Below are 21,676 nucleotides of genomic sequence, written 5' to 3'. Positions count from 1 at the left end.
GCGACGGTCAACCACGTGCGAGCGCCTCGCTCAGCTGATGCACGGCCATCGCATAGAAGCTCGACTTGTTGTAGCGGGTGATGACGTAGAAGTTTTTGAAGCCCAGCCAGTACTCGGTCGGCGCATCCGGTGTGATCAGATCGACCACGGCCGCCGGCTTGGCAATCAGCTCACGGCCGAGCGGGCGGATGCCGCTGGCCAGCAGTCGATCGGTGTCGAGTACCGGCTCGATGCCGGATTCGATCAGCGGCGCAACCGTGCTGCTGTCGACCAGGATCCGCTGCACCACAGGTTCGCCCGGCTCCCAGCCGTGTTCCTTCAGGTAGGCGGCGACGCTGCCGATGGCGTCGATCGGGCTGTCGATCAGGTCGACGCGGCCATCGTTGTCGAAATCGACCGCATAGCGGCGCCAGCTGCTGGGCAGGAACTGAGGGTAACCGAGCGCGCCGGCGTAGGAGCCGCGATAGCTGGCCACATCGCGGTTCTGATCGCGCGCCAGCAGGAACAGCTCGCCCAGTTCGCGCCGGAACAGTTCCGCGCGCGGCGGGTAGTCGAACGCCAGCGTGGCCAGTGCGCCGATGACCGGGAAGTTGCCGGTGTGGCGACCGTAGATCGTTTCGACGCCGATGATGGCGGTGACCACATGTGGCGGCACGCCGAACTGCTGTTCGGCGCGCGCCAGCGTCGCGGCATGTTCGGCCATGAATGCGCGTCCTTCGCGGATGCGCAGCGGTTCCACGAAGCGGCCGCGGTAGCGCTGCCAGGAGCGCACGCCCGGTTTCGTCGGCGGGCGGATCAGTTCGATCACTTTCGGTTGCGGCTGCACCGGTTCGAACTGCGTCAGCAGCCAGCCTTCGTCGAAGCCGTGCGCGCCGGCCAGTTCCGCGCAGAAGGCGCGCACGTCATCGCGGCCGGCAAAGCCAGCGGTGCCCGGGGTCTGCGCCGGCAAATGGCCGGAGGCAAACAGTGCGGTGCCGCCAAGGATGAAATCGCGGCGTGAAAAGGCGTCGGATGTGAAACGTGAAGTCATCGGTGGGGCGGGGTGCGTTGGCGGCGCAGCGCGCGGGCGCAGGCCTTGAGTTCGCGGGCCGCAGCGGCGGGCGGAGCCGCGCCATAGCGGGCGTCGGCATAAAGTCTACACGCCTCGGCGAGTACGGGTGCCAGATCGGGACGCAGCCGGCCGATACGTGCCGCGTAGTCGAGCGGCCCTTCCCACGCCTCGCGGCCCAGGCCGGCCGGGCGCAGCGCGCGGTCGACGGCGTTCCAGGCGCGCGCCAGCGCGTCGGCCGATACAGTTCGGCGCATCGCCCACAGCGTCAGCGCCAGGGCGAAAAGCGCGCACAGCGACGCGAGCCATATCGTCATCAGCCGCCAGTCAGGCTGTGCCATGCCGAGCCGGCTCAGCAGTTCGCGCTGCTTCTGCTGGTCGTACGACAGCACCCACTGGTTCCACGAATTGTTGGCTGCCTCCCACTGGTGGCGCAGCGCGCGCAGCCAGCCCAGATCGACGCGCGCAACGAAGGGCACCGGTTCGCCGGCCGGCAGGTCGGCCAGACCGCGTTCGATGCGCGACGGCAGGATGGCCGCGGTCGGATCGACGCGCCGCCAGCCTTCGCCCTCGAGCCAGACCTCGGCCCACGCGTGGGCGTCGGACTGGCGCACCACGACATAGTCGTCGACCTCGTTGCGCTCGCCGCCCTGATAGCCGGTCACGACGCGTGCCGGCAGTCCGGCGGCGCGCATCAGGAACACGAAGGCGCCGGCGTAGTGCTCGCAGAAACCGCGCCGGGTGTCGAACAGGAAGGCGTCGATGCCGTCTTCGCCGAGCAGCGGCGGCGTCAGCGTGTAGACGAAGGCTTCGCGCCGGAACAGCCGCAGGCCGGCCGCCACCGTGTCGGCCGGCGAGGCGGCGCGCAGCGTCTGCGCCAGTTGCCGCGCGCGCGGATTTCCGTCGCGCGGCAACTGGCGGGCTGCGTCGAGATGACCGCTCCACTCCTCGATGCCCGGTCGCGCGCCGAGCACCGATTCGAAACGGTCGCGCCGCCGGGTGCGCACGCCGTCGCGACCGAGCAACTGCCAGTCGTCGCTCACCCGCACGCCGGCCGGCAGGGTGGCGACGGTTTCGAGTGCGAACAGCCAGTTCCGGTTGTGCGGCTCCAGCGTGACTTCATAAGCCAGCGCACGCCCGGGTACCGGATGCGGTAGGCCGTCGCCGATGCGCTGCGCGCTGCTGCCCTGCCGCCAGGTGCGGCCGTCGAAGGCACTCAGCACCGGACCGCGCCAGTACAGATCGCGTGCCGGCGGCGCATCGCCCTCGAAGCGCGCGCGAAAGGCGATGGCGCCGGACAGGCTCAGCTGCGAAATCGAGCCGGGCGCCATGGAGTCGGACAGGCCGGACGTGCCGCTCCAGGCGTCGAGCGGCAAGCCCCACAGCGGGCCCGGCACGCGCGGGAACAGCACGAACAGCACCAGCATGAAGGGCAGCGCCTGCGCCATCATCCATGCGGCGTGGCGCAGCAGGGCACGCGGCGCAGCCGGCGGGCCGGTCAGTGCGATCAGCGCCGCGGTGATGACGGTCATCGACACGCCGAGCGCAGCCGCCATGGCCGGTGTCTGCGAATACAGGAAGGCGGTCAGCAGCATGAAATAGCCGAGCAGCACGACGGTGTGGCCGTCGCGCGTGCTGCGCAGTTCGTGCAGCTTGAGCACCAGCATCAGCGTCAGCAGCGCCACGCCGGGCTCGCGACCGAACAGGCGGCCGAAGGTCAGCGAAACGCCGGCGCAGCAGGCGACCACCACCAGCAGCTTGACCAGGCCGCTGGCGCCCGGCCAGCCGAGCTTCCACTGCGCCAGTCGCCATGTGAACAGCAGGGCAGCGACCGCTATCAGCCAGCCCGGCAGGTGCGAGCCGTGCGGCAGCAGTGCGCAGGCGGCGACCGCCATCAGCCAGGCGACGCGTGCCTGATCGAGTGGTTCGGCGGCCACCTTGGGCGCGCTCGTGCGGCGCCACTTCATGTCGGCAGCCCGTGCAGTGCCAGCGCGCGCAGCGCGCGCGCGCGATGAGCCGGCCCGCTGGCTGGCGCGATGCGCGTTCCCGGCAGCGCCAGGCCGTAGTGCAGGCCGGCGGCGTCGGCGTCGATCACCCAGCCGGTCAGCCGCGACAGCTGCTGTTCGAGCGACAGCGTGGCGGGCAGTTGGGCGAGGTCCAGCCACAGGTCGCCGCCGTCGCTGCCTTCGAACTGTTTGGTCAGCAGCGGCGCATCCGGCGTACGCGCCGATGTTTTCCAGGCCACATGGCGCGGCGAATCGGCCGCGCGATGGTCGCGCAGGCTGGCGAATTCCTCGCTGCCCTCGCCACGTGGGCGCAGCCCCGCTTCACCGGCCGCCGTGGCCGGCAGCGGCGGCCGGCCGCTTTCCGGCTTCGGCAGCACCAGGCAGCGCTGGACCGGCTTCGCGTACGACCAGGCGCGGATCAGGCCCAGCGGGTAATGGGTATCCAGCGTGACGCGCGCCGGCGACAGCCAGCCGCGCCGTGTCGTCGGCATGTTCAGCAACACTACGCTGCTCTGCTTCGGTGCCAGATCTATCGTGACCGGATCGGCACCGGGCATGGACAGCTGCAGTGCCGGCCGTGGCCGGCTGGCATCGTTGTCCAGCCACAGCGGGAAGCCCGCGTGCTGGCCGGCGAACACCGGCTCCGGCACGGTTTCGCGCAGCTTCAGCGCATAGAGGTTGCGGAAGGCGTGCAGCAGTGCGACCTGGCCCAGGCCGGCCAGCATGAACACCAGTGCGAAGCCCAGACTGAGCGTGTAGTTGATTGCGGTCAGCAGCATGGCGAGCAGCGCGCAGCCGAAGGCCAGACCGGGTCCGGTCGGCAGCACGAAGATGCGGCGCCGGTCCAGGGTCAGCGGCAGCGCGGGCGAGCCGCCCAAGGTGGCCAGCCAGCGGCGGATCGCTTCCCGCATCAGACCGGCAGCGCGACCGCCTGCAGCAGATGGCGGGCGGCATCGTCCTGACTGGGTGGCTGTTCGAGCATCGGCAGGCGATGCAGCGCGACCGCCGGCACGACCGCCTGCACGTCTTCCGGCAGCACGTGGCTGCGTCCATCGAGCAGCGCGCGCGCGCGTGCCGCAGCCAGCAGCGCCAGCCCTGCACGCGGGCTCAGACCGAGCCGGTAGCCGCCACCGGTGCGCGTGTAGGCGATCAGTGCCTGCACATAATCGATCAGCGCATCGCTGACATGGATACCTTCTGCCTGCGTGCGCCAGGCGCTCAGCGTCGCGGCGTCGGCCACCGGTGCCAGATCGGCCAGCAGGCTGCGCCGGTCGCGGCCGGTCAGCAGTGCGCGTTCGGCCGCCGGGTCGGGATAGCCCATGGTGATGCGCATCATGAAGCGGTCGAGCTGCGATTCGGGCAGCGGATAGGTGCCGATCTGGCTGGCCGGATTCTGCGTGGCGATGACGAAGAAGGGTTCGGGCAGCGGGCGCGTTTCGCCTTCGACGCTGACCTGGTGTTCTTCCATCGCCTCGAGCAGAGCGCTCTGCGTGCGCGGTGTGGCGCGATTCACCTCGTCGGCGAGCAGCACCTGGGTGAACACCGGGCCGGGGTGGAAGCGGAAGGCGCCGGTTTCACGTTCGAACACCGACACGCCGAGAATGTCTGCCGGCAGCAGGTCGCTGGTGAATTGCACGCGCCGGAAATCCAGCCCGAGCAGGCGGGCCATTACGTGGGCAAGGGTGGTCTTGCCGGTGCCCGGTACATCCTCGATCAGCAGGTGACCGCCGGCGATCAGGCAGGTCAGTGCCAGCTCGAGTCGGCTGCGCTTGCCGAGAATGAGGGTGGACGCGGCATCGACGACGGCTCGGGGATCGGACATGGCTTGAGGTGGGTTAAGGTATGGCGGGATAATGCAGGGCAAGATTGAATTCACGCGGTGTGACACGGCACGCAGAGGCACGGTTGCATTGCACGCTGCAATAATGGAGGAGGCGCGGTGACCACCGCATACATTACACATCCCGAGTGCGCGCTGCATGACATGGGCTCGCACCATCCCGAGTGCCCGGACCGGCTCGGCGCCATCCAGGATCGCCTGATCGCCAGCGGGCTCGACATCTGCCTGTCCCATCACGACGCGCCGCTGGCCGGCGTCGAAGCGCTCGAACGCGCGCATTCGGCCGCCCACGTGCGGCAGGTGTTCGATCAGGCCCCGGCCAGCGGCATCGTGCATCTCGACCCGGACACCGCCATGTGCCCCGGTACGCTGCGCGCCGCGCTGCGTGCCGCCGGCGCCGGCATCCATGCGACTGATCTGGTGCTGTCGGGGCAGGCCAGCAACGCCTTCTGCGCCGTACGTCCGCCTGGTCACCATGCCGAATTCGGGCGCGCGATGGGCTTCTGCTTCTTCAACAACATCGCCGTCGCCGCCCGCCATGCGCTTGAAGTGCACGGGCTGGAGCGGGTCGCCATCATCGACTTCGACGTGCATCACGGCAACGGCACCGAAAACATCGTGGCCGGCGACGAGCGCATGCTGATGGTGAGCATCTTCCAGCACCCGTTCTATCCCTACTCGGGCGACAAACCACTGGCCGGCAATCTGTGCAATGTGCCGCTGCCCGCCGGCACCCGGGGCGAGGGCTTCCGCGAGGCGGTCAGCACACGCTGGTTGCCCCGGCTGCAGGATTTCGCCCCGCAGATGCTGTTCATTTCGGCCGGCTTCGATGCGCACTACGAGGACGACATGGCCTCGCTCGGCCTGGTCGAGGCGGACTACGCGTGGGTGACCACGCAACTGCTCAAGTTCGCGCAGGCGCACTGTCAGGGCCGCGTCGTGTCGATGCTCGAGGGTGGCTATGCGCTGTCGGCGCTGGGACGCAGCGTGACGGAGCACGTGAGGGCGCTGGCGGAGCTTGGATGAACCCAGATGCAAGATTCAAGATGCAAGATGAAAGTCGCGCCGCCCTTGCATCTTGGATCTTGAAACTTGAATCTGCTTTGTTACAGACTGACGCACCGCGCGTGTTGGGCTTGCCCGCTGCCTCCGGTAGAATGCCGCGTTTCCTGCCGAAGCTGCTTCACTCATGATTACCGGATCGCTCGTCGCCATCGTCACGCCCATGCATGAAGATGGCAGCCTGGACTACCCGCGATTGCGCGGCCTGATCGACTTTCACATCGCGGAAGGCACCGACGGCATCGTGATCGTCGGCACCAGTGGCGAATCGCCGACAGTGGATGTCGACGAACACTGCGAACTGATCCGTGTCACCGTCGAACAGGCTGCCGGTCGTATTCCGGTGATCGCCGGTACCGGCGCCAATTCGACCGCCGAGGCGATCGAACTGGCGCGACGCGCGAAAGCGGTGGGCGTGGATGCCTGCCTGACCGTCGTACCCTACTACAACAAGCCGACTCAGGAAGGGCTTTACCGCCACTTCCGCGCGCAGGCCGAAGCGGTCGATGTGCCCTTCATCCTGTACAACGTGCCCGGCCGCACCGTGGCCGATCTGGCGAACGACACCACGCTGCGACTGGCCGAAATCCCGAACATCGTCGGCATCAAGGACGCGACGGGCAACCTCGACCGCGGCGTCGAACTGATCAACCGCGCGCCGAAGGGCTTTGCGCTGTACAGCGGCGACGATGCCTCGACCTGCGCCTTCATCCTGATGGGCGGTCATGGCTGCATTTCGGTCACCGCCAACGTGGCGCCGCGCCTGATGCATGAAATGAACGCCGCGGCCCTGGCGGCTGACGCCGTCAAGGCGCGCGCACTCAACGCGAAGCTCACCGGTCTGCATCGCCAGCTGTTCTGCGAAGCCAATCCGATCCCGGTGAAGTGGGCCGTCCATCAACTGGGCCTGATCGGCCCGTCGCTTCGCCTTCCGCTGACCGAGCTGGCGCCGCAATTCCACCAGCAGGTTCGCGCCGCGATGCAGCAGGCCGGCGTGCTGAACTGAGGCTTTACCGATGATTCCCATGAAGTCCGGTGCGTTGCGCACCCTGCTGGTCCTCGTGCTGGCCGCGTTCGCGGCTTCCTGCTCGATAATCAGCGAATACACCGAATCGACCAAGGTCGATTACAAGGCGGCTGCCAAGAAGCGCGGCCCGCGGCTCGACCTGCCGCCCGACCTCACGCTGCCGGCCTCGAGCGACCGCTACGCAGTGCCTGATTCGGCGGGCCGTGACGTCGCCACACTGTCTGCCTACAACGCCGACCGTGCAGGGCCGGCTGCCCAGGCGCAGCAGCAGGGCGGTGCCGTGCTGCCGCAGGTCGACAAGATGCGCATTGAACGCTCGGGCAATCAGCGCTGGCTGGTCGTCGCCGGAAGCCCTGAACAGATGTGGCCGCAGGTGAAGGAGTTCTGGCAGGAAACCGGTTTCCTGATCGACATCGAACAGCCCGAAGCGGGCGTCATGGAAACCGACTGGAACGAGAACCGGGCCAAGCTTCCGAACGACATCATCCGCAACACCATCGGCAAGGTGTTCGACAATCTCTATTCGACGCCGGAACGCGACAAGTACCGCACCCGTCTCGAGCCCGGTGCCGAACCGGGTACTACCGAAATCTACGTCAGCCATCGCGGCGTGATGGAGGTGTACATCAACGAGCGTGGTGACAGCACCGTGTGGCAACCGCGTCCGGCCGACCCCGAACTGGAAGCCGAAATGCTGCGCCGGTTGATGGTGCGTCTGGGCGCCGACACCGAACGGGCCAAGACGCTGGTGGCGGCCCCGCCGGTGGCCGAGCGTGCGCAGCTGGTGACGGCGGACAAGGGCGGCACGCTGCAGATCTACGAAGGGTTCGACCGCGCCTGGCGCCGGGTCGGCCTCGCGCTCGATCGCGTCGGCTTCACCGTCGAGGACCGTGACCGTTCGCAAGGCGTGTACTTCGTGCGTTACGTTGATCCGGAAGTCGATGCCACCGCCGGCGAGGGCAAGAAGGGCGTGCTGTCCAAACTGCTCTTCTTCATGCCGGACGACAAACCGGATCCGAAAGCCGGCCAGAACCAGTACCGCATCCACATCAAGGGTGAAGGCAAGCAGAGCAATGTCCAGGTGCTGACGCCGGAGGGCGGCGTGGACGACAGCAAAACCGCGAAGCGCATCCTGTCGCTGCTGCACGAACAGCTCAAGTAGGCGGCTGGCCCCGGCGGGGCAGCCGGGATAGCCATGAAATCGGCTCGCCGGGTGCTCCCTTTTGGAGCGGCCACTGCGGGAGCGGCGGCCTGTGGGAGCGGCGGCCTCGCCGCGATTGATGCCGTGATGATCGTTGATCAACGCGCCGATCGCGGCGGGGCCGCCGCTCCCACAAGAATCTCGCCGTTCGCCACCGGCAGCGCATCGCAGCCACCACAGTCACCACAGCACAACCCCGAATCAGCGCCTTACAGCAGCAACCCACGGGGTACAAGCTGCCACCCAGTGCCGTGCGAAGTGGGTTGTCGAGGGGGGCGGGTTCAGCCCGACATCCGTGCGCCTTCGCGCTGCAGATCAAGCTCCGAAGCAAGCGCCGAAGCGGCGCCAGCCAGCCTGACCACCTCGCCGATCACCACGATGGCGGGGCTGCCGAGACCGGCGGCCGAAACCTCCATCGCCAGCGTCGCGACGGTTGCCAGCACGCTGCGTTGATCGCCGCGGGTACCGTTCTGGATCGCGCAGGCGGGCGTGCCGGTCGGCAGACCGCCGTCGACCAGCGCCCGCGTGATGCTGTCCAGCGTGCGCATGCCCATATAGACCACCAGCGTGGTGCCGCAACGCGCCAGCGCCGGCCAGTCCGGTTCCCGTCCGGGCTGGCCGTCGGCCCGTGCGTGGCCGGTCACGAAGGTGACGCCGCAGGCGAGGTCGCGATGCGTCACCGGGACGCCGAGTGAAGCGGGTACCGCGATGCCGGACGACAAGCCGCTGATCACTTCGCAGGCGATGCCGGCGCGCCCCATGGCCTGCATCTCTTCGCCGCCGCGCCCGAACACGAAGGGGTCGCCGCCCTTGACCCGGCCGACCGTCAACCCGGCCCGTGCGCCGCGCCGCATCAAACGCTCGATGAAGGCCTGCGGCGTGCTGCGGCAACCGCCACGCTTGCCGACACGCACGACGCGTGCATCCGGCCGCGCATGCGCGAGCACCGCCGGATCGACCAGGTCATCGACCAGCAGCACGTCGCACAAGCCGAGCACGCGCACGGCCTTCAGCGTGAGCAATTCCGGATCGCCCGGTCCTGCGCCGATCAGATAGACCTTGCCGGTCGAACGCGTGAAAGGATCAGGGTGTGGGTTCATGGCTCAACATAAGCAAACGCGGGGCCATGTCCGTGCGGGCAGACGCAGCCGCGCGCAGCGCGTACGCCGTCGCGTGCAGCGCTGCCGGATGCACCGCCGCTGTGCGTGCAGTGCTACATTCCGGGGCGGAAAAAAGAGGCGTACGCATGCAATCCGACGACGATATCGAGAAAGATGGACGACCTGCAGGCCGACCGCGCGGAGACGCGAAGGAACGGATTTTCGACGCGGCGGAGAAGCTGTTCACCGAGCAGGGCTATGCCGCGACATCCATGCGCATGATTGCGCAGGCTGCCAGTGTGCCGCTGGCATCCATCAATTACCATTTCAATTCCAAGCGTGATCTGATGGAGGCTATCTATCGGCGCGTGCTCGGTGCCGACGGCCGACGCTCGGACTATCTCGACAAACTGGAGCGCGAAGCGGGCGGCACGCCGCTGACCGTGCTGCAGATCGTGCAGACCTTCATCGAATCCATCCTGCGCCTGTCACGCAAGGACACGGTGTCGGGCGCCGTCTTCAAGCAACTCATCGGCCGTGCCTATTTCGAGCCCGGTGATGATTGCATTCCGGCCGAGTACGTGCAGATCATGGACCGCTACCGCGTCGCGCTGCAGCGCGCGCTTCCCGATCTACCGGAGGACGAGGTCGTCAGGCGCATGTACTTCTTCGTCGGCATCGTGGCCTACGTGATGGCCGGCCGCGACGTGATGCAACTGCTGGGTCACTGCGCGCCCGCCACCCCGCAAGATCCCGAATCGCTGCTGCGTTCGCTGCTGCCCTTCATCGTCGGCGGCATGCAGGCGCCTGCACCGGCGGCCTGATTCCAGTGAATCAAGACCGGACAACCGGGCTTCAGCGCCGCGCTTGCCAATCAGTCCGAGGTGGTCCGCCGGTCGGCCGCAGAACCCGCACGGGTACGATGTCCGGTTGTTCGTCTTGACCGCTGCACGGCTCTTCGCCCTCGTCTTGCGCGTCAGTGCATGGGCAACCGGCGCCCGGTGACCGGGGCAGGGCCCTGTTCCCGTTGTCTGATCGAGAACGCCCCGTTCGTCGTGTCCTGAATGAAAATTTTTTTCATTCATCAATTTAAACATACAAGAATGTATGTTTATAATTCCCGCCACAACAGGGCCGTCGCTTGCATGGCCCGATACTTTCGCGCGGCGCGGCCGCGTCAGCTTCCGGGATGGATCATGAATAAAGCGATGGATTCCTTTCAGCGCGCGGGCTGGCTGTCCGTGATGGTGCTTGCGCTCGCGCTGGCGGGCTGCGGCAAGGAAGACGGCAAGCCGGCAAATGGCGGCATGCCGCCGCCGGCCGTCAAGGTTCTCGAGGTGGCACCGCGCGAAGTGCCGGTCCGCTTCGAGTATGTCGGTCAGGTGGCCGGCTCGCGCGAAATCGAGGTGCGGGCGCGCGTCACCGGCATCGTCGAAAAGCGTCTGTACGAAGAAGGCCAGCGCATCAAGGCAGGGCAGGTGATGTACCGGCTCGACGCTGCGCCCTACCGCGCCCGGGTCGCCGCTGCCGAAGCCCAGCTCGATCAGGCGAAGGCGCAGCTGGCGCAGGCCGATCGCGAATACGCGCGCATCAAGCCGCTGGCCGATGCGGAAGCGGCCAGCCGCAAGGAATCGGACGACGCGCTGTCGCAGCGCGATCTGGCACGCGCCGCGGTGAAGTCGGCCGAGGCGCAGGTACAGACTGCGCGAATCGATCTGGGGTACACCGATGTGCGGGCCCCGCTCGGCGGTCTGGCCGGCCGTGCGCTGAAGGTCGAAGGCAGTCTGGCCGTCGCCGGCTCCGACAGCCTGATGACCACGCTGGCCCAGATCGATCCGGCCTATGTCAATTTCGGCGTCGGCGAAGCGGAATACCTGCGCACCCGCGATGAGATCGCGCGTGGTCTGCTGCGGCTCGACAACGCCGGCTTCGTCGTGAAGATCCGCACCTCCGACGGCATGGAATTCCCGCGTACCGGGCGCCTCGGCTTCGAGGATTACAAGGCCGACACCAGCACCGGTGCCTTTGCGCTGCGTGCCACCTTCGAAAACCGCGACGGCAAGCTGTCTCCCGGCCAGTTCGTGCGCGTCGCGCTGTCCGGCGCCACGCGCCCGGACGCGCTGGCCGTGCCACAGCGTGCGGTGCTCGACAGCCCGAACGGCAAGTTCGTCTATGTGATCGCTGAAGCCGATGGCAAGCTGCTGGCGCAGCCGCGGCCGGTCAAGCTCGGCGAGTGGGCGCAGCTCGACGGTGCGCTGGAAAACGCCTGGGTGATCCGCGAAGGCCTGCAGCCGGGCGAGCGCATCATCGTCGACGGCATGGCGCGCATCTTCGTGCCTGGCTCGCCGGTGCAGATCGACAACGGTCAGGCGCCCGCAGCAGCCCCTGCCGCGCCGCAATAAGGAGCGCGCACATGTTTTCGCGCTTCTTCATCGACCGGCCGATCTTCGCCTTCGTCATATCCATCCTGCTGGTGCTGGCCGGTCTGGCAGCGATGCGGGCGCTGCCGATCGCGCAGTATCCGGAAATCGCGCCGCCGGTGGTCACCGTGCGCGCCATCTATCCGGGCGCGTCGGCCGAAACCATTGCGCAGACGGTTGCCGCGCCGCTGGAAAACGTCATTACCGGCGTCGAAGGCATGATGTACATGCAGTCCACCTCGACCTCGAACGGCGTGGTGGAAATCCAGGTCACCTTCGAAATCGGCGCCGACCCGGACAAGGCGGCGGTGAACGTGAACAACCGGGTCAAGCAGGCCGACGCCCGGCTGCCGGAAGAGGTGCGCCGGCAGGGCGTGACGGTGGAGAAGGGCTCGTCCGCCTTCCTGCTGGTGCTGGCGTTCTACTCGCCCGAGGGCCAGTACGACGACCTGTACACGTCCAACTACGTGACGCTGAACGTGCTGGACAACATCAAGAAGATCCCCGGCACGACCAATGTGCAGATCTTCGGCGCGAAGGACTACGCAATGCGCATCTGGGTGCGCCCGGACCGCATGACCCAGCTCGGTGTCACGGTGACCGAAATCGCCGCCGCGCTGCGCGACCAGAACGCCCAGTTCGCGGCCGGCAAGATCGGCCAGTCGCCGACCGGCGGCGGCCAGGACATGGTGTACACGATTACCACCAAGGGCCGGCTGTCCACGGTGGAGGAATTCGAGAACATCATCCTGCGCTCGAACGCCGATGGCTCGAAGCTGCGCCTGCGCGACGTCGCGCGGATCGAACTCGGTTCGAAGGACAACGATTTCAACGGCACCTACAACGGTCATGCGGCCGTGCTGATGGGCGTGTTCCTGCAGCCGGGTGCCAACGCGCTCGACGTCGCCAAGGTGACCAAGGCGGCCATCACCGAAATGGCCGAGCGCTTTCCGCAGGGCATGACCTATGCCATTCCGTACGACACGACGCGCTTCGTCGAGGTGTCGATCACCGAGGTGGTGAAGACGCTGGGCGAGGCGATGATCCTGGTGTTCGTCGTCGTGTTCGTGTTCCTGCAGAACTGGCGCGCCACGCTGATTCCGCTGCTGGCGGTGCCGGTGTCACTGCTCGGCACCTTCGCCGGTCTGCACCTGCTCGGCTATTCGATCAACACGCTGACCCTGTTCGGCATGGTGTTGGCCATCGGCATCGTGGTGGACGACGCCATCGTGGTGCTGGAAAACGTCGAACGCATCATGCACGAGCAGCAGATGGTGGCGCGCGACGCCGCCATCCAGGCGATGCAGGAAGTGACCGGGCCGGTGGTGGCCATCGTGCTGGTGCTGACCGCGGTATTCGTGCCGATCGCCTTCCTCGGCGGCCTGACCGGCGAGCTGTACCGGCAGTTCGCGGTGACCATTTCGATTGCCGTCGTGCTGTCCGGCATCGTCGCGCTGACCATGACGCCAGCGCTGTGCGTGGCGCTGCTGAAGAACGAACACAAGAACCAGGCGCGCATCTTCCTGTGGTTCAACGACTGGTTCACCCGCGTGACGCACCGCTACACCGGCGCCGTCACCTGGATGATCAAGCGTTCGGCGGTCGGCGTGCTGCTGTTCGCCGGCATGGTCGCCATCACCGTCGGCCTGTGGGCCAAGACGCCCGGCTCGCTGGTGCCGGACGAAGACCAGGGCTATTTCATCGTTGCCGTGTTCCTGCCCGATGGCGCCACGCTGGAGCGCACCGACAAGGTGGTGGCCGAGGTGATGAAGGCCATCCAGTCGAATGATGCGAACGAACACGTGATGGCGTTCTCCGGCATGGACTTCATCGGAGGCGGCTTCAAGAACAGCGCGGCGACCATCTTCGTCAGCCAGAAGCACTGGAACGAACGCAAGATGAGCACGCAGCAGCTGGTCGGCGAGGTGTTCGCGAAGACCGGCGGCATCAAGGAGGCGCTGGTGCTCGCCTTCAATCCGCCGGCAATCTTCGGCCTCGGCAATACCGGGGGCTTCGAGTTCTACCTGCAGAACCGCGGCGACGGCGGCACCAAAAGACTGGTCGAAAACATGAATGCGCTGATCGGCTCGTCCTACCAGACGCCGGTGCTGGCCGGCGGGCTGCAGACGCTGTGGCGGCCGAACGCGCCGCAGCTCTATGTCGACGTTGACCGCGAGCGTGCCAAGGCGCTGGGCATTCCGCTGACCGAAGCCTTCAATACGCTGGCCGGCACGCTGGGCACCTTCTACGTGAATGACTTCAACAAGTTTGGCCGCGTGTGGCAGGTGCTGATGTCGGCCGAGAGCCAGTACCGCCGTTCGCCGGAAGACATCGGCCGGCTGTACGTGAAGAACGCCGCCGGCGACATGGTGCCGGTGTCCGCCTTCGCCAAGGTCGAATACAGCTCGGGCCCGGACACGGTGAATCGCTACAACAACCTGCCGGCGGTGCGGCTGATGGGTCAGGCGGCACCCGGCTACTCGTCGGGTCAGGCGATCGCCGAAGTCGAACGTCTGGCGCGTTCGCTGCCGGGCGACACCAGCTTCGAATGGACCGGTGCCGCCTTCCAGGAAAAGCGCGTGTCCAGTGCGGCATCGATTGCGCTCATCATGGCCGCGGTCATGGTGTTCCTCATCCTGGCCGCGCTGTACGAGAAGTGGTCGCTGCCGTTTTCGGTGCTGCTCGCGATGCCGTTCGGCATCTTCGGCGCACTGACCGCCGTGTGGCTGCGCGGCATGACCAATGACGTGTATTTCCAGATCGGTCTGGTGACGCTGCTCGGCCTGTCGGCCAAGAACGCCATCCTGATCGTCGAATACGCGGTGCTCAAGCACCAGGAAGGCTATGCGGTGGCTGCGGCAGCGATCGAGGCGGCGCGGCTGCGTCTGCGTCCCATCATCATGACCTCGCTCGCCTTCATCCTCGGCGTGTTGCCGCTGGCCATTTCGACCGGCGCCGGTGCGGGCGCGCGGGTGTCGGTCGGCACCGGCGTCATCGGCGGCATGATCGCGGCCACCTTCCTCGCGATCTTCTTCGTGCCGCTGTTCTACAAGATCATCGTCGACCGCCGGCTGGCCACGCCGCCCGAAGAAGTCGAAGCCCCGAAGCCGGAGAATCCCTATGCGCCTCATTGATCCCGCACGTCGCGGTGCGCTGGGCGCGCTGCTTGCGGCGAGCCTGCTGTCCGCCTGCTCGCTGATGCCGAAACCGGCGCCCGAACTGGACCTGCCGTCGGTCAGCGCGACGACGCCGGTCGAGCTCGATCGCTGGTGGGAAAGCTTCCGCGACCCGGTGCTCGACGGGCTGATCGCCGAAGCGCTGGCACGCAACGACGACATGGTGATCGCGGCCCAGCGCGTGCAGGCTTCGCAGGCCACGCTCGATCTGGTGCGCATCAACCGCTTGCCCGATGCGAACCTTTCGCTGTCCGGCTCGCGCCAGCAGTTCAGCAACGAACGGCCGATCCCGAACCGGCCGCGCCAGTACAACACGGCCATCGGTGGTTTCAACGCCTCGTACGAGCTCGATCTGTTCGGCCGCCTGTCCGGCCAGCGCGACGTGGCGCGCCAGCAGCTCGCCTCCAGCCGCTATGCGCTGGAAGCGCTGCGCGCGTCGATCAGTGCCCAGGTGGCGCGTGCCTACTTCAATCTGCGCGCACTCGATGCCGACGAGGCGCTGCTGGCGCAGACGCTGACCACGCGCGAATCCGCGCTGTCGCTGCGCGACAAGCAGTTCGCCGGTGGCGCGATCAGCCGCTATGACCTGGAACTTGCGCGCTCCGAGCGGGCCGGTGTGGCCGCGTCGCTGGCCAGCACGCGCAGTGCGCGCGAACAGGCGGAAACCGCACTGTCGGTGCTGCTCGGCCGCTCGCCGCGCGAACTGGTCGAAAAGATGCCGGATCGCGGACTTGCGCTGTCCACACTCGCCGTACAGCCGGAGATCCCGTCCGGCCTGACGTCGGATCTGCTGGCGCGACGCGCCGACGTGCGCGCCGCCGAAGCCAATCTCGCCGCCGCCAGCCTGAGCGTCGAAGTGGCGCGCACACAATGGATGCCCACCATTTCACTGACTGCCGCACTGGGCGGTGAAAGTGCCACGCTGGGCAATCTGCTGTCGGCGTCCGCCCGTACCTGGAGCGTTGGCGCCGCGATCGCACAGCCGCTGGTCGGCCTGCTCAGCACGCGTGCGCTGGTTGCGCAGTCGGAAGCGGAGCGTGCGCAGATCGCGCAGACTTATCAGCAGGCAGTCCGCCAGGCCTATGCCGACGCGCTTGGCGCGCTGTCCGCCGCACGGGGCGCGCGCGAGGCGATGGAAGAGACGGTGAAACTGGCCAACGCCACGCGCGGTGCGCGTGACCTGGCCGAACTGTCATTCAACGCCGGCAACGCGAGCCGCATCGTGCTGCTCGATGCCGAACGCGAGCGGCTGTCGGCCGAGCGTCAGCTGATCGCCAGCCGCCTCGACCGGGTCACGGCGCTGGTCAATACCTATCAGGCCCTGGGCGGCGGCTGGAGTGGCCGCATCGAAACCGGCGGTCCGGCCGAGACTCTGGAGAACACGCCGACCGCAGCGCGCTGAACGCGGCCTCTATTGGAGCGGCGTCGTGTGGGAGCGGCGTCCCCGCCGCGATCGTGCAGCGATGGTCTCATTGCAGAGGGCGTATCGCGGCGGGGACGCCGCTCCCACAGGAACAGCTCCCGCGGCGGCGCTTCCAGCCGACCGGGCGGATTCACCGCTCACGCCCTCTGCAATACCCGCTCTGGCGCGCCGACCGTCGCATCGACGGCCGCCAGAAATTCCTGCCCCCAGCGATGCACATCGTTGTACTGCACGATGGCCAGCAGTTCGCGCAGGCGTGACTCCGCTTCGGCGCGGTGCATGTTCAATGCGTAGTAGCACTTTTCGCGCAGGTCGTTGATGTCGTGCGGATTGGTCAGCACGGCGCCGTGCAGTTCGGCGGCGGCGCCGGCGAATTCGGACAGCACCAGCACGCCGCCACCCTGCATCAGGCCCTGCACCGCGACGAATTCCTTGGCCACCAGATTGAGGCCGTCACGCAGCGGTGTGATCCACATGACATCGGCCACCGCGTAGTAGGCGATCAGTTCCTCGAACGGAATGGCGCGGAAGAAGAACTGCACCGGCGTCCAGCCCACCCTCGAATAGCGGCCATTGATGCGACCGACCGCCTGCTCGATCTGCGTCTGCAGTGCACGGTAAATGGTCATTTCGCTCGCCGCCGGCACGCACACGGTGATCAGCGTGATCTTCTGGCGCATTTCGGGGTAGCGCTCGAGCAGCTGTTCGAAGGCGATCAGCTTTTCCAGCGTGCCCTTCGTGTAGTCCAGCCGCTCGACCGACAGGATGGCGCGGCGGCCGTCCAGTTCGTGGCGCAGGCTGTCCATGCGGCGGGCAGTCGCCGGATCGGCCAGCAGGCGACCGACACGCTGCACATCCAGCCCGACCGGATGGGCGCCGATGCCGATCCGGCGGCCATGCACCTCGATTGCTGTCGTCATCTCGTCCAGCCCGACGGCGCAGCCATACGTCAGGAAGCGCGGTGCACAGTTGCGCGACTCGAGCACCTTCAGCGGCGCCACGCCGCGCGCCACATCGACGAAATTCTCCGCCTGGCGCGGTATGTGGAAGCCGATGTAGTCGCATTGCAGCAAGCTGCCGACGATGTCACGCCGCCACGGCATCACGTTGAACACGTCGGCGGACGGAAAGTAGGTATGGTGGAAGAAGGCAATCTTCAGGTCGGGCCGCATTTCGCGCAGCGTCCCCGGCACCATCCAGAGGTTGTAGTCGTGCAGCCACACCGTGGCACCCGGCGCAGCCTCGGCTGCGCTGCGTTCGGCGAACAGCCGGTTCACCTTCAGGAACACCTGCCAGTGGTCTTCGCGGAACTGCGCGCGCTCCCAGAAGGTGTGCAGCGTCGGCCAGAAGGCCTCTTTCGAGAAGCGCTTGTAGAAGATGTCGACGTCGTTCTTGTCGAGTGCGACCCGCGCACAGGTCAGATTGGGGTAGCGCTGGCGATCGACCGTGGTGTGCACTTCGAAATCGGTCGATTCGGCATTGAGTGTGGACCAGGCCACCCACGAGCCCTGCCGGCCTTCGGCGAAGAAGCTCAACAGCGTCGGAATGATGCCGTTGGGCGAACTCGGGCGACGTTGCTTCACGATGCCGTCTTCGATGGATTCTTCGTAAGGCAGCCGGTGATAGACGATGACCAGCTCGGCATCGCCGCCGCCGGTGGCCGGGCCGACCGGATCGAAGCGCATCATGCGGAAGCTGCGCAGTGCATCGATGATGCCGCCGCAGCCGATGCGCGACGCATGCAGGATGCACGAGCGGTCCATGGTTGCCGCCAGCAGAGCGGGTTCCGATTCGCCGACGCATACACCGCGGAAACCCTGTTCGAACATCGACAGGTCGTTCAGCGTGTCGCCGGCCACCAGTACATGCTCGGGGTCGATGCCCAGATGACGCACCAGCTTGCGCAGTGTGCTGCCCTTGTTCACGCAGGGCGGCAGGATGTCGAGATAGCGGTCGGCTGAGTACAGCACGTCGCAGCCCAGTGCCGCCGCCGCCGCGTGGATGTCTTCGGTCACCGCATCGCCATCACAGAAATAGGAGCAGCGCCGCTGCTGGGGGACTTCCTGCCGCTGCAGCCGCTCGAAGCCGGCGAGTGCTTCCGTCACGGCGAGTTCACCCGGCCATACGACATCGATTGCCGACTGCAGCGGCTGCACCGCCTGCCGTGTGGCGCCATCGACGACGGTCGCGCCGACGTCGGCGATGATGTAGTGCGGCACCGGTATCGTGGGGTCGGACAGGATGGGCAGCACGGCTTCGAGGCCGCGTCCGGTCACGAACACGAGTATCACTTCGGGGTCGATTGCGATGCGCTGGTACAGGCGCAGGCGCGCTTCCGGGTCGCCGGCGAGGAAGGTGCCGTCAAGATCGGTGGCGAGAAGCATGATGAAGTCCTTTCAGGGCAGGTTGCGGGTTCGGGTCAGCGGATCTCCGGGCTGGGTCGAGTGGAAGGAAGGTCGTTCGGGTGCGCGCCGTCGACCATGTCGAAGGCGGTCGATGCGGTGCGCACCATGGGCTGGAAGCGGGTCTGACGGGGGATGTCCGGTGTGAGCCGGCGCAACAGCGACGAGGCTGCGATCGCAAGGGCGCCCTGGGTCGCCGCGAACCACATCGGCAGGGCTGCGCCGCCGGCCAGCGCCATGGTGAACCCGGCCAGCAGCGGGCCGGCGGCTGCACCCGCGCCGTGTATCAGCAGCAGGCTGCTGCTGCCCGAAAGCACTTCGTGCGGCTCAAGTCGGTCGATCATGCGGGCGACGGCCATCGGATAGAGCGCGAATGCGAATCCACCGTAGATGAAGCCGGCCAGGCTGACCGTCAGCGTGCCGCGGCTGGCAACTGCCATCAGTACGATTGCGCACACTGTGGCGCCGAACGACACGAAGGCGATCGCGCGGCCTCGGTCAATGCGGTCGGACAGCAGACCGATAGGCCACTGGAACAGCGCACCGCCGAGAATGGTGGCGGTCATGAAGGCGGCGATGCCCTGATGCCCGATGCCGTTGCCGTCGGCCCACACAGCGCCCAGGCCCCAGAAGGCGCCCATCGCGAGGCCCGATGCGAACGCGGCAGCAAGCGCGATCGGCGCCTTGGCGTACAGACTTTTCAGGTCGACCGAGGCACTGTGGTCGAGCACCGGCTGGATCAGCCGGGTCGCGGCCACCGGCATCACGGCTGCCGACACCAGCAGCGCCGCCACGCCGAACAGCACGTGACCGCTGGCCGGTCCCAGATGCAGCAGTTGCTGCGACAACGCGAGAGCGCCCAGATTCACGCCCATGTAGACCGAAAACACACGGGCGCGCTGTGCCGGCGCCGCCTGGCTGTTCAGCCAGCTTTCGACGATGGTGTACAGCCCGACCATGGAAATACCGGTCAGCAGCCTCACCAGCGCCCACACCCAGGGCACGACCAGCAACTCGTGCAGCAGTACGGCGCAGGCGACCGCTGACGTGAAGAACGCAAACGCACGCACGTGCCCGACCCGGCGGATCATTCGTGGTGCGACATGGGTGCCGACCAGGAAGCCGGCAAAGAACATCGAGCCGAGCAGTCCCATGAAGGGGCTGCCGAAGCCTTCGATGCCGCCGCGCACGGCGAGCAGGGTGGTCAGCAGACCGCTGCCCAGCAAGAGCAGGGCAACGCCGGACAGCAATGCCGCGAGCGGCAGCAGATGGACAAGCAAGGCTTCGCCCTCCCGAAAGACGGAGTGGAAGCGACCTGACGCAGGGTGTGAGACCGGACAGCGGGATGGGGTGTCCCGCGGAAAAACGCAGGGCCGCGCGGTGGAACTGCTGGCTGAGCCTGTAATCGACCCTTGCAGTTTAACAGACGCAATTTCGTCGCCTGCGGAACCCCATGAGCCGGGCGCCGCTCAACACCGCGTTCCGGCATCGACATACGACCCGGTCGAGCGACGCGGTGACGAGCGCTCACCGCCGTTCACAGTCCATTCACAAGTCCGCCCGGCGCGCCGCGACGTGATTAACATGCGCAGCCGACAATGGCATCGCGTCGAGCCCGGGGCATTCGCTTTACCGTGGTTCGCGCCCTGCGCCACCGATTTTACTGCGACCGATATTCCATGACGACGACGCCCCCCTTTGTTCGCAAGCCACGCTGGCCCTGGATACTGATGCTGCTGGTGCTGGCCGGTCTGACAGCCGGCTGGTTTGTTGCGCGGGAGCGCACCGCTGCGCCTGCCGAAGGCGGCGGACCGCCGGGCGCCCGGCCAGCCGGTGCGGCAGCCGGCGCACCCGGCACCGCAGGTCGTCGCTTCGGTGGCGAATCAAGGGTCGGTTCCGCACTGGCCACGCTGGCGGATCTGCCGGTGACGGTGAGTGCGCTCGGTACGGTGACGCCCATCGAAAGCGTTGTGGTGCGCAGCCGCGTCGAAGGGGAGTTGCGCTCGCTCCATTTCACCGAAGGCCAGCGGGTGAAGAAGGGTGATCTTCTGGCACTGATTGATCCACGTGCCTTCGAGGTCGAACTGGCGCAGGCGCAGGCGGCGAAACTGCGCAACCAGGCGCTGCTGACCAATGCGCGCGAAGACCTGAACCGTTATGAAACGCTGCTGAAGCAGGATTCGATCGCGACCCAGCAGGTGACCAACCAGCAGGCGCTGGTGCGCGAGTACGAAGCCGCCATCAAGGCAGACGACGCAAGCATCGCGGCGGCGCAGCTTTCGCTGAGCTATGCGCGCATTACGGCGCCGATCAGCGGGCGCGTGGGCTTGCGCCAGGCGACGCCGGGCAACATCGTGCGCGCGTCGGACACCGAAGGCCTGCTGACCATCACGCAGGAAGCGCCGATTTCGGTCGTTTTTTCGCTGCCAGCTCCGGAACTGCCGGCGGTGCGCGCCGCCATCGCGCAGCGCGGCGGTCTGGCGGTGGAAGCGTGGGACCGCGAGAACCGCAGTGTGCTGACCACCGGCACGCTGCGCATCCTGGACAACCAGATCGACGTCGCCACCGGCACCGTCAGGGCCAAGGCGATGTTCGAAAACCGCAACGACGTGCTGTTTCCGAACCAGTTCGTCAATGTGCGGGTGCGCGTCGACACCGTGTCCGGTGCTGTCGTGGTTCCGGTCACTGCGATACAGCGCAGCGCCAGCAGCACCTTCGTGTACGTCGTCGGTGACGACCTGACGGTGGCGATGCGGCCGGTGAAGACCGGCACGCTGGCGGGCGAACTGCAGCAGGTGATCGAAGGCGTGCAGCCCGGCGAGCGCGTCGTGACCGATGGCGTGGACCGCCTGCGCGAAGGCGACAAGGTGAAGATTGACGATGCGCCGGCTGTGGGTGGCCGCGCGGGCAAGCCGGACGGGTCGTCACCCGGGCGGCGCGACGCTGCGCCGGCGCGCTGACCGGCCATTTC

At 67.0% G+C, this 21,676-nt stretch carries 15 protein-coding genes; 8 read left to right on the top strand and 7 right to left on the bottom strand.

Going from position 1 to position 21,676, the window contains the following annotated elements:
• Nucleotides 1–7: 7 nt before the first annotated feature.
• The 4 genes from mltB to NMQ14_RS11205 are packed head-to-tail and all read right to left on the bottom strand — an operon-like array spanning nucleotide 8 to nucleotide 4,876.
• Nucleotides 8–1,030 (bottom strand): lytic murein transglycosylase B, encoded by a 1,023-nt coding sequence (mltB, locus tag NMQ14_RS11220; RefSeq protein ID WP_257096159.1) that lies wholly within the window; start codon nucleotides 1,028–1,030, stop codon nucleotides 8–10.
• A complete protein-coding gene (locus NMQ14_RS11215) occupies nucleotides 1,027–3,015 on the bottom strand; it encodes a DUF3488 and transglutaminase-like domain-containing protein (protein ID WP_257096157.1) in 1,989 nt (662 codons plus the stop codon). The genes mltB and NMQ14_RS11215 overlap by 4 nt, the downstream gene beginning before the upstream one ends.
• Nucleotides 3,012–3,965 carry a DUF58 domain-containing protein gene (locus NMQ14_RS11210; RefSeq protein ID WP_257096134.1) on the bottom strand — a complete coding sequence of 318 codons (954 nt, stop codon included), beginning with the start codon at nucleotides 3,963–3,965 and terminating at the stop codon, nucleotides 3,012–3,014. The genes NMQ14_RS11215 and NMQ14_RS11210 overlap by 4 nt, the downstream gene beginning before the upstream one ends.
• Entirely contained in the window at nucleotides 3,965–4,876 is a 912-nt protein-coding gene (locus NMQ14_RS11205; protein ID WP_257096132.1) for a MoxR family ATPase, read from the bottom strand. The genes NMQ14_RS11210 and NMQ14_RS11205 overlap by 1 nt, the downstream gene beginning before the upstream one ends.
• A gap of 162 nt (nucleotides 4,877–5,038) precedes the next feature.
• Here NMQ14_RS11205 and NMQ14_RS11200 point away from each other — a divergent pair, with 162 nt between their 5' ends.
• The 3 genes from NMQ14_RS11200 (at nucleotide 5,039) to bamC (ending at nucleotide 8,145) form a co-directional block, all read left to right on the top strand.
• Nucleotides 5,039–5,920, top strand: coding sequence for a histone deacetylase family protein (locus tag NMQ14_RS11200; protein WP_257096394.1), 882 nt, complete (start codon nucleotides 5,039–5,041; stop codon nucleotides 5,918–5,920).
• 163 nt (nucleotides 5,921–6,083) lie between these two features.
• Entirely contained in the window at nucleotides 6,084–6,962 is an 879-nt protein-coding gene (dapA, locus tag NMQ14_RS11195; protein ID WP_257096129.1) for a 4-hydroxy-tetrahydrodipicolinate synthase, read from the top strand.
• A gap of 10 nt (nucleotides 6,963–6,972) precedes the next feature.
• Entirely contained in the window at nucleotides 6,973–8,145 is a 1,173-nt protein-coding gene (bamC, locus tag NMQ14_RS11190; protein ID WP_257096127.1) for an outer membrane protein assembly factor BamC, read from the top strand.
• A gap of 320 nt (nucleotides 8,146–8,465) precedes the next feature.
• On the opposite strand, the gene cobA is transcribed toward bamC, so the two are convergent.
• Nucleotides 8,466–9,284: a uroporphyrinogen-III C-methyltransferase gene (gene cobA, locus NMQ14_RS11185; protein ID WP_257096126.1), complete on the bottom strand. Its 819-nt coding sequence runs from the start codon at nucleotides 9,282–9,284 to the stop codon at nucleotides 8,466–8,468.
• Nucleotides 9,285–9,430: 146 nt separating this feature from the next.
• Here cobA and NMQ14_RS11180 point away from each other — a divergent pair, with 146 nt between their 5' ends.
• The 4 genes from NMQ14_RS11180 to NMQ14_RS11165 all read left to right on the top strand — a co-directional run bounded on the left by NMQ14_RS11180 (nucleotide 9,431) and on the right by NMQ14_RS11165 (nucleotide 16,282).
• Nucleotides 9,431–10,108 carry a TetR/AcrR family transcriptional regulator gene (locus NMQ14_RS11180; RefSeq protein WP_257096125.1) on the top strand — a complete coding sequence of 226 codons (678 nt, stop codon included), beginning with the start codon at nucleotides 9,431–9,433 and terminating at the stop codon, nucleotides 10,106–10,108.
• A 384-nt stretch (nucleotides 10,109–10,492) separates the two neighbouring features.
• Nucleotides 10,493–11,686 carry an efflux RND transporter periplasmic adaptor subunit gene (locus NMQ14_RS11175; protein WP_257096124.1) on the top strand — a complete coding sequence of 398 codons (1,194 nt, stop codon included), beginning with the start codon at nucleotides 10,493–10,495 and terminating at the stop codon, nucleotides 11,684–11,686.
• 11 nt (nucleotides 11,687–11,697) lie between these two features.
• The gene (locus NMQ14_RS11170; RefSeq protein ID WP_257096121.1) at nucleotides 11,698–14,838 is read left to right on the top strand and encodes an efflux RND transporter permease subunit; all 3,141 of its coding nucleotides are present in this window, start codon (nucleotides 11,698–11,700) and stop codon (nucleotides 14,836–14,838) included.
• Nucleotides 14,825–16,282: an efflux transporter outer membrane subunit gene (locus NMQ14_RS11165; RefSeq protein ID WP_257096120.1), complete on the top strand. Its 1,458-nt coding sequence runs from the start codon at nucleotides 14,825–14,827 to the stop codon at nucleotides 16,280–16,282. The genes NMQ14_RS11170 and NMQ14_RS11165 overlap by 14 nt, the downstream gene beginning before the upstream one ends.
• A 158-nt stretch (nucleotides 16,283–16,440) precedes the next feature.
• Here NMQ14_RS11165 and ggpS read toward each other — a convergent pair whose 3' ends face one another.
• Nucleotides 16,441–18,687: a glucosylglycerol-phosphate synthase gene (ggpS, locus tag NMQ14_RS11160; RefSeq protein WP_257096119.1), complete on the bottom strand. Its 2,247-nt coding sequence runs from the start codon at nucleotides 18,685–18,687 to the stop codon at nucleotides 16,441–16,443.
• Between the two features lie 35 nt (nucleotides 18,688–18,722).
• Entirely contained in the window at nucleotides 18,723–19,985 is a 1,263-nt protein-coding gene (locus NMQ14_RS11155) for an MFS transporter (protein ID WP_257096118.1), read from the bottom strand.
• A 399-nt stretch (nucleotides 19,986–20,384) separates the two neighbouring features.
• On the opposite strand from NMQ14_RS11155, the gene NMQ14_RS11150 reads away from it, so the two are divergent.
• On the top strand, nucleotides 20,385–21,665 hold the full coding sequence (locus tag NMQ14_RS11150) for an MdtA/MuxA family multidrug efflux RND transporter periplasmic adaptor subunit (protein ID WP_257096116.1): 1,281 nt from the start codon (nucleotides 20,385–20,387) through the stop codon (nucleotides 21,663–21,665).
• The last annotated feature ends 11 nt before the right edge of the window (nucleotides 21,666–21,676 follow it).

It is taken from the genome of Methyloversatilis sp. XJ19-13, assembly GCF_024580155.1.
Lineage (GTDB): Bacteria > Pseudomonadota > Gammaproteobacteria > Burkholderiales > Rhodocyclaceae > Methyloversatilis.
Note: the sequence above shows the minus strand (reverse complement) of the source record. Positions and strands in the feature narration are given on the sequence as shown.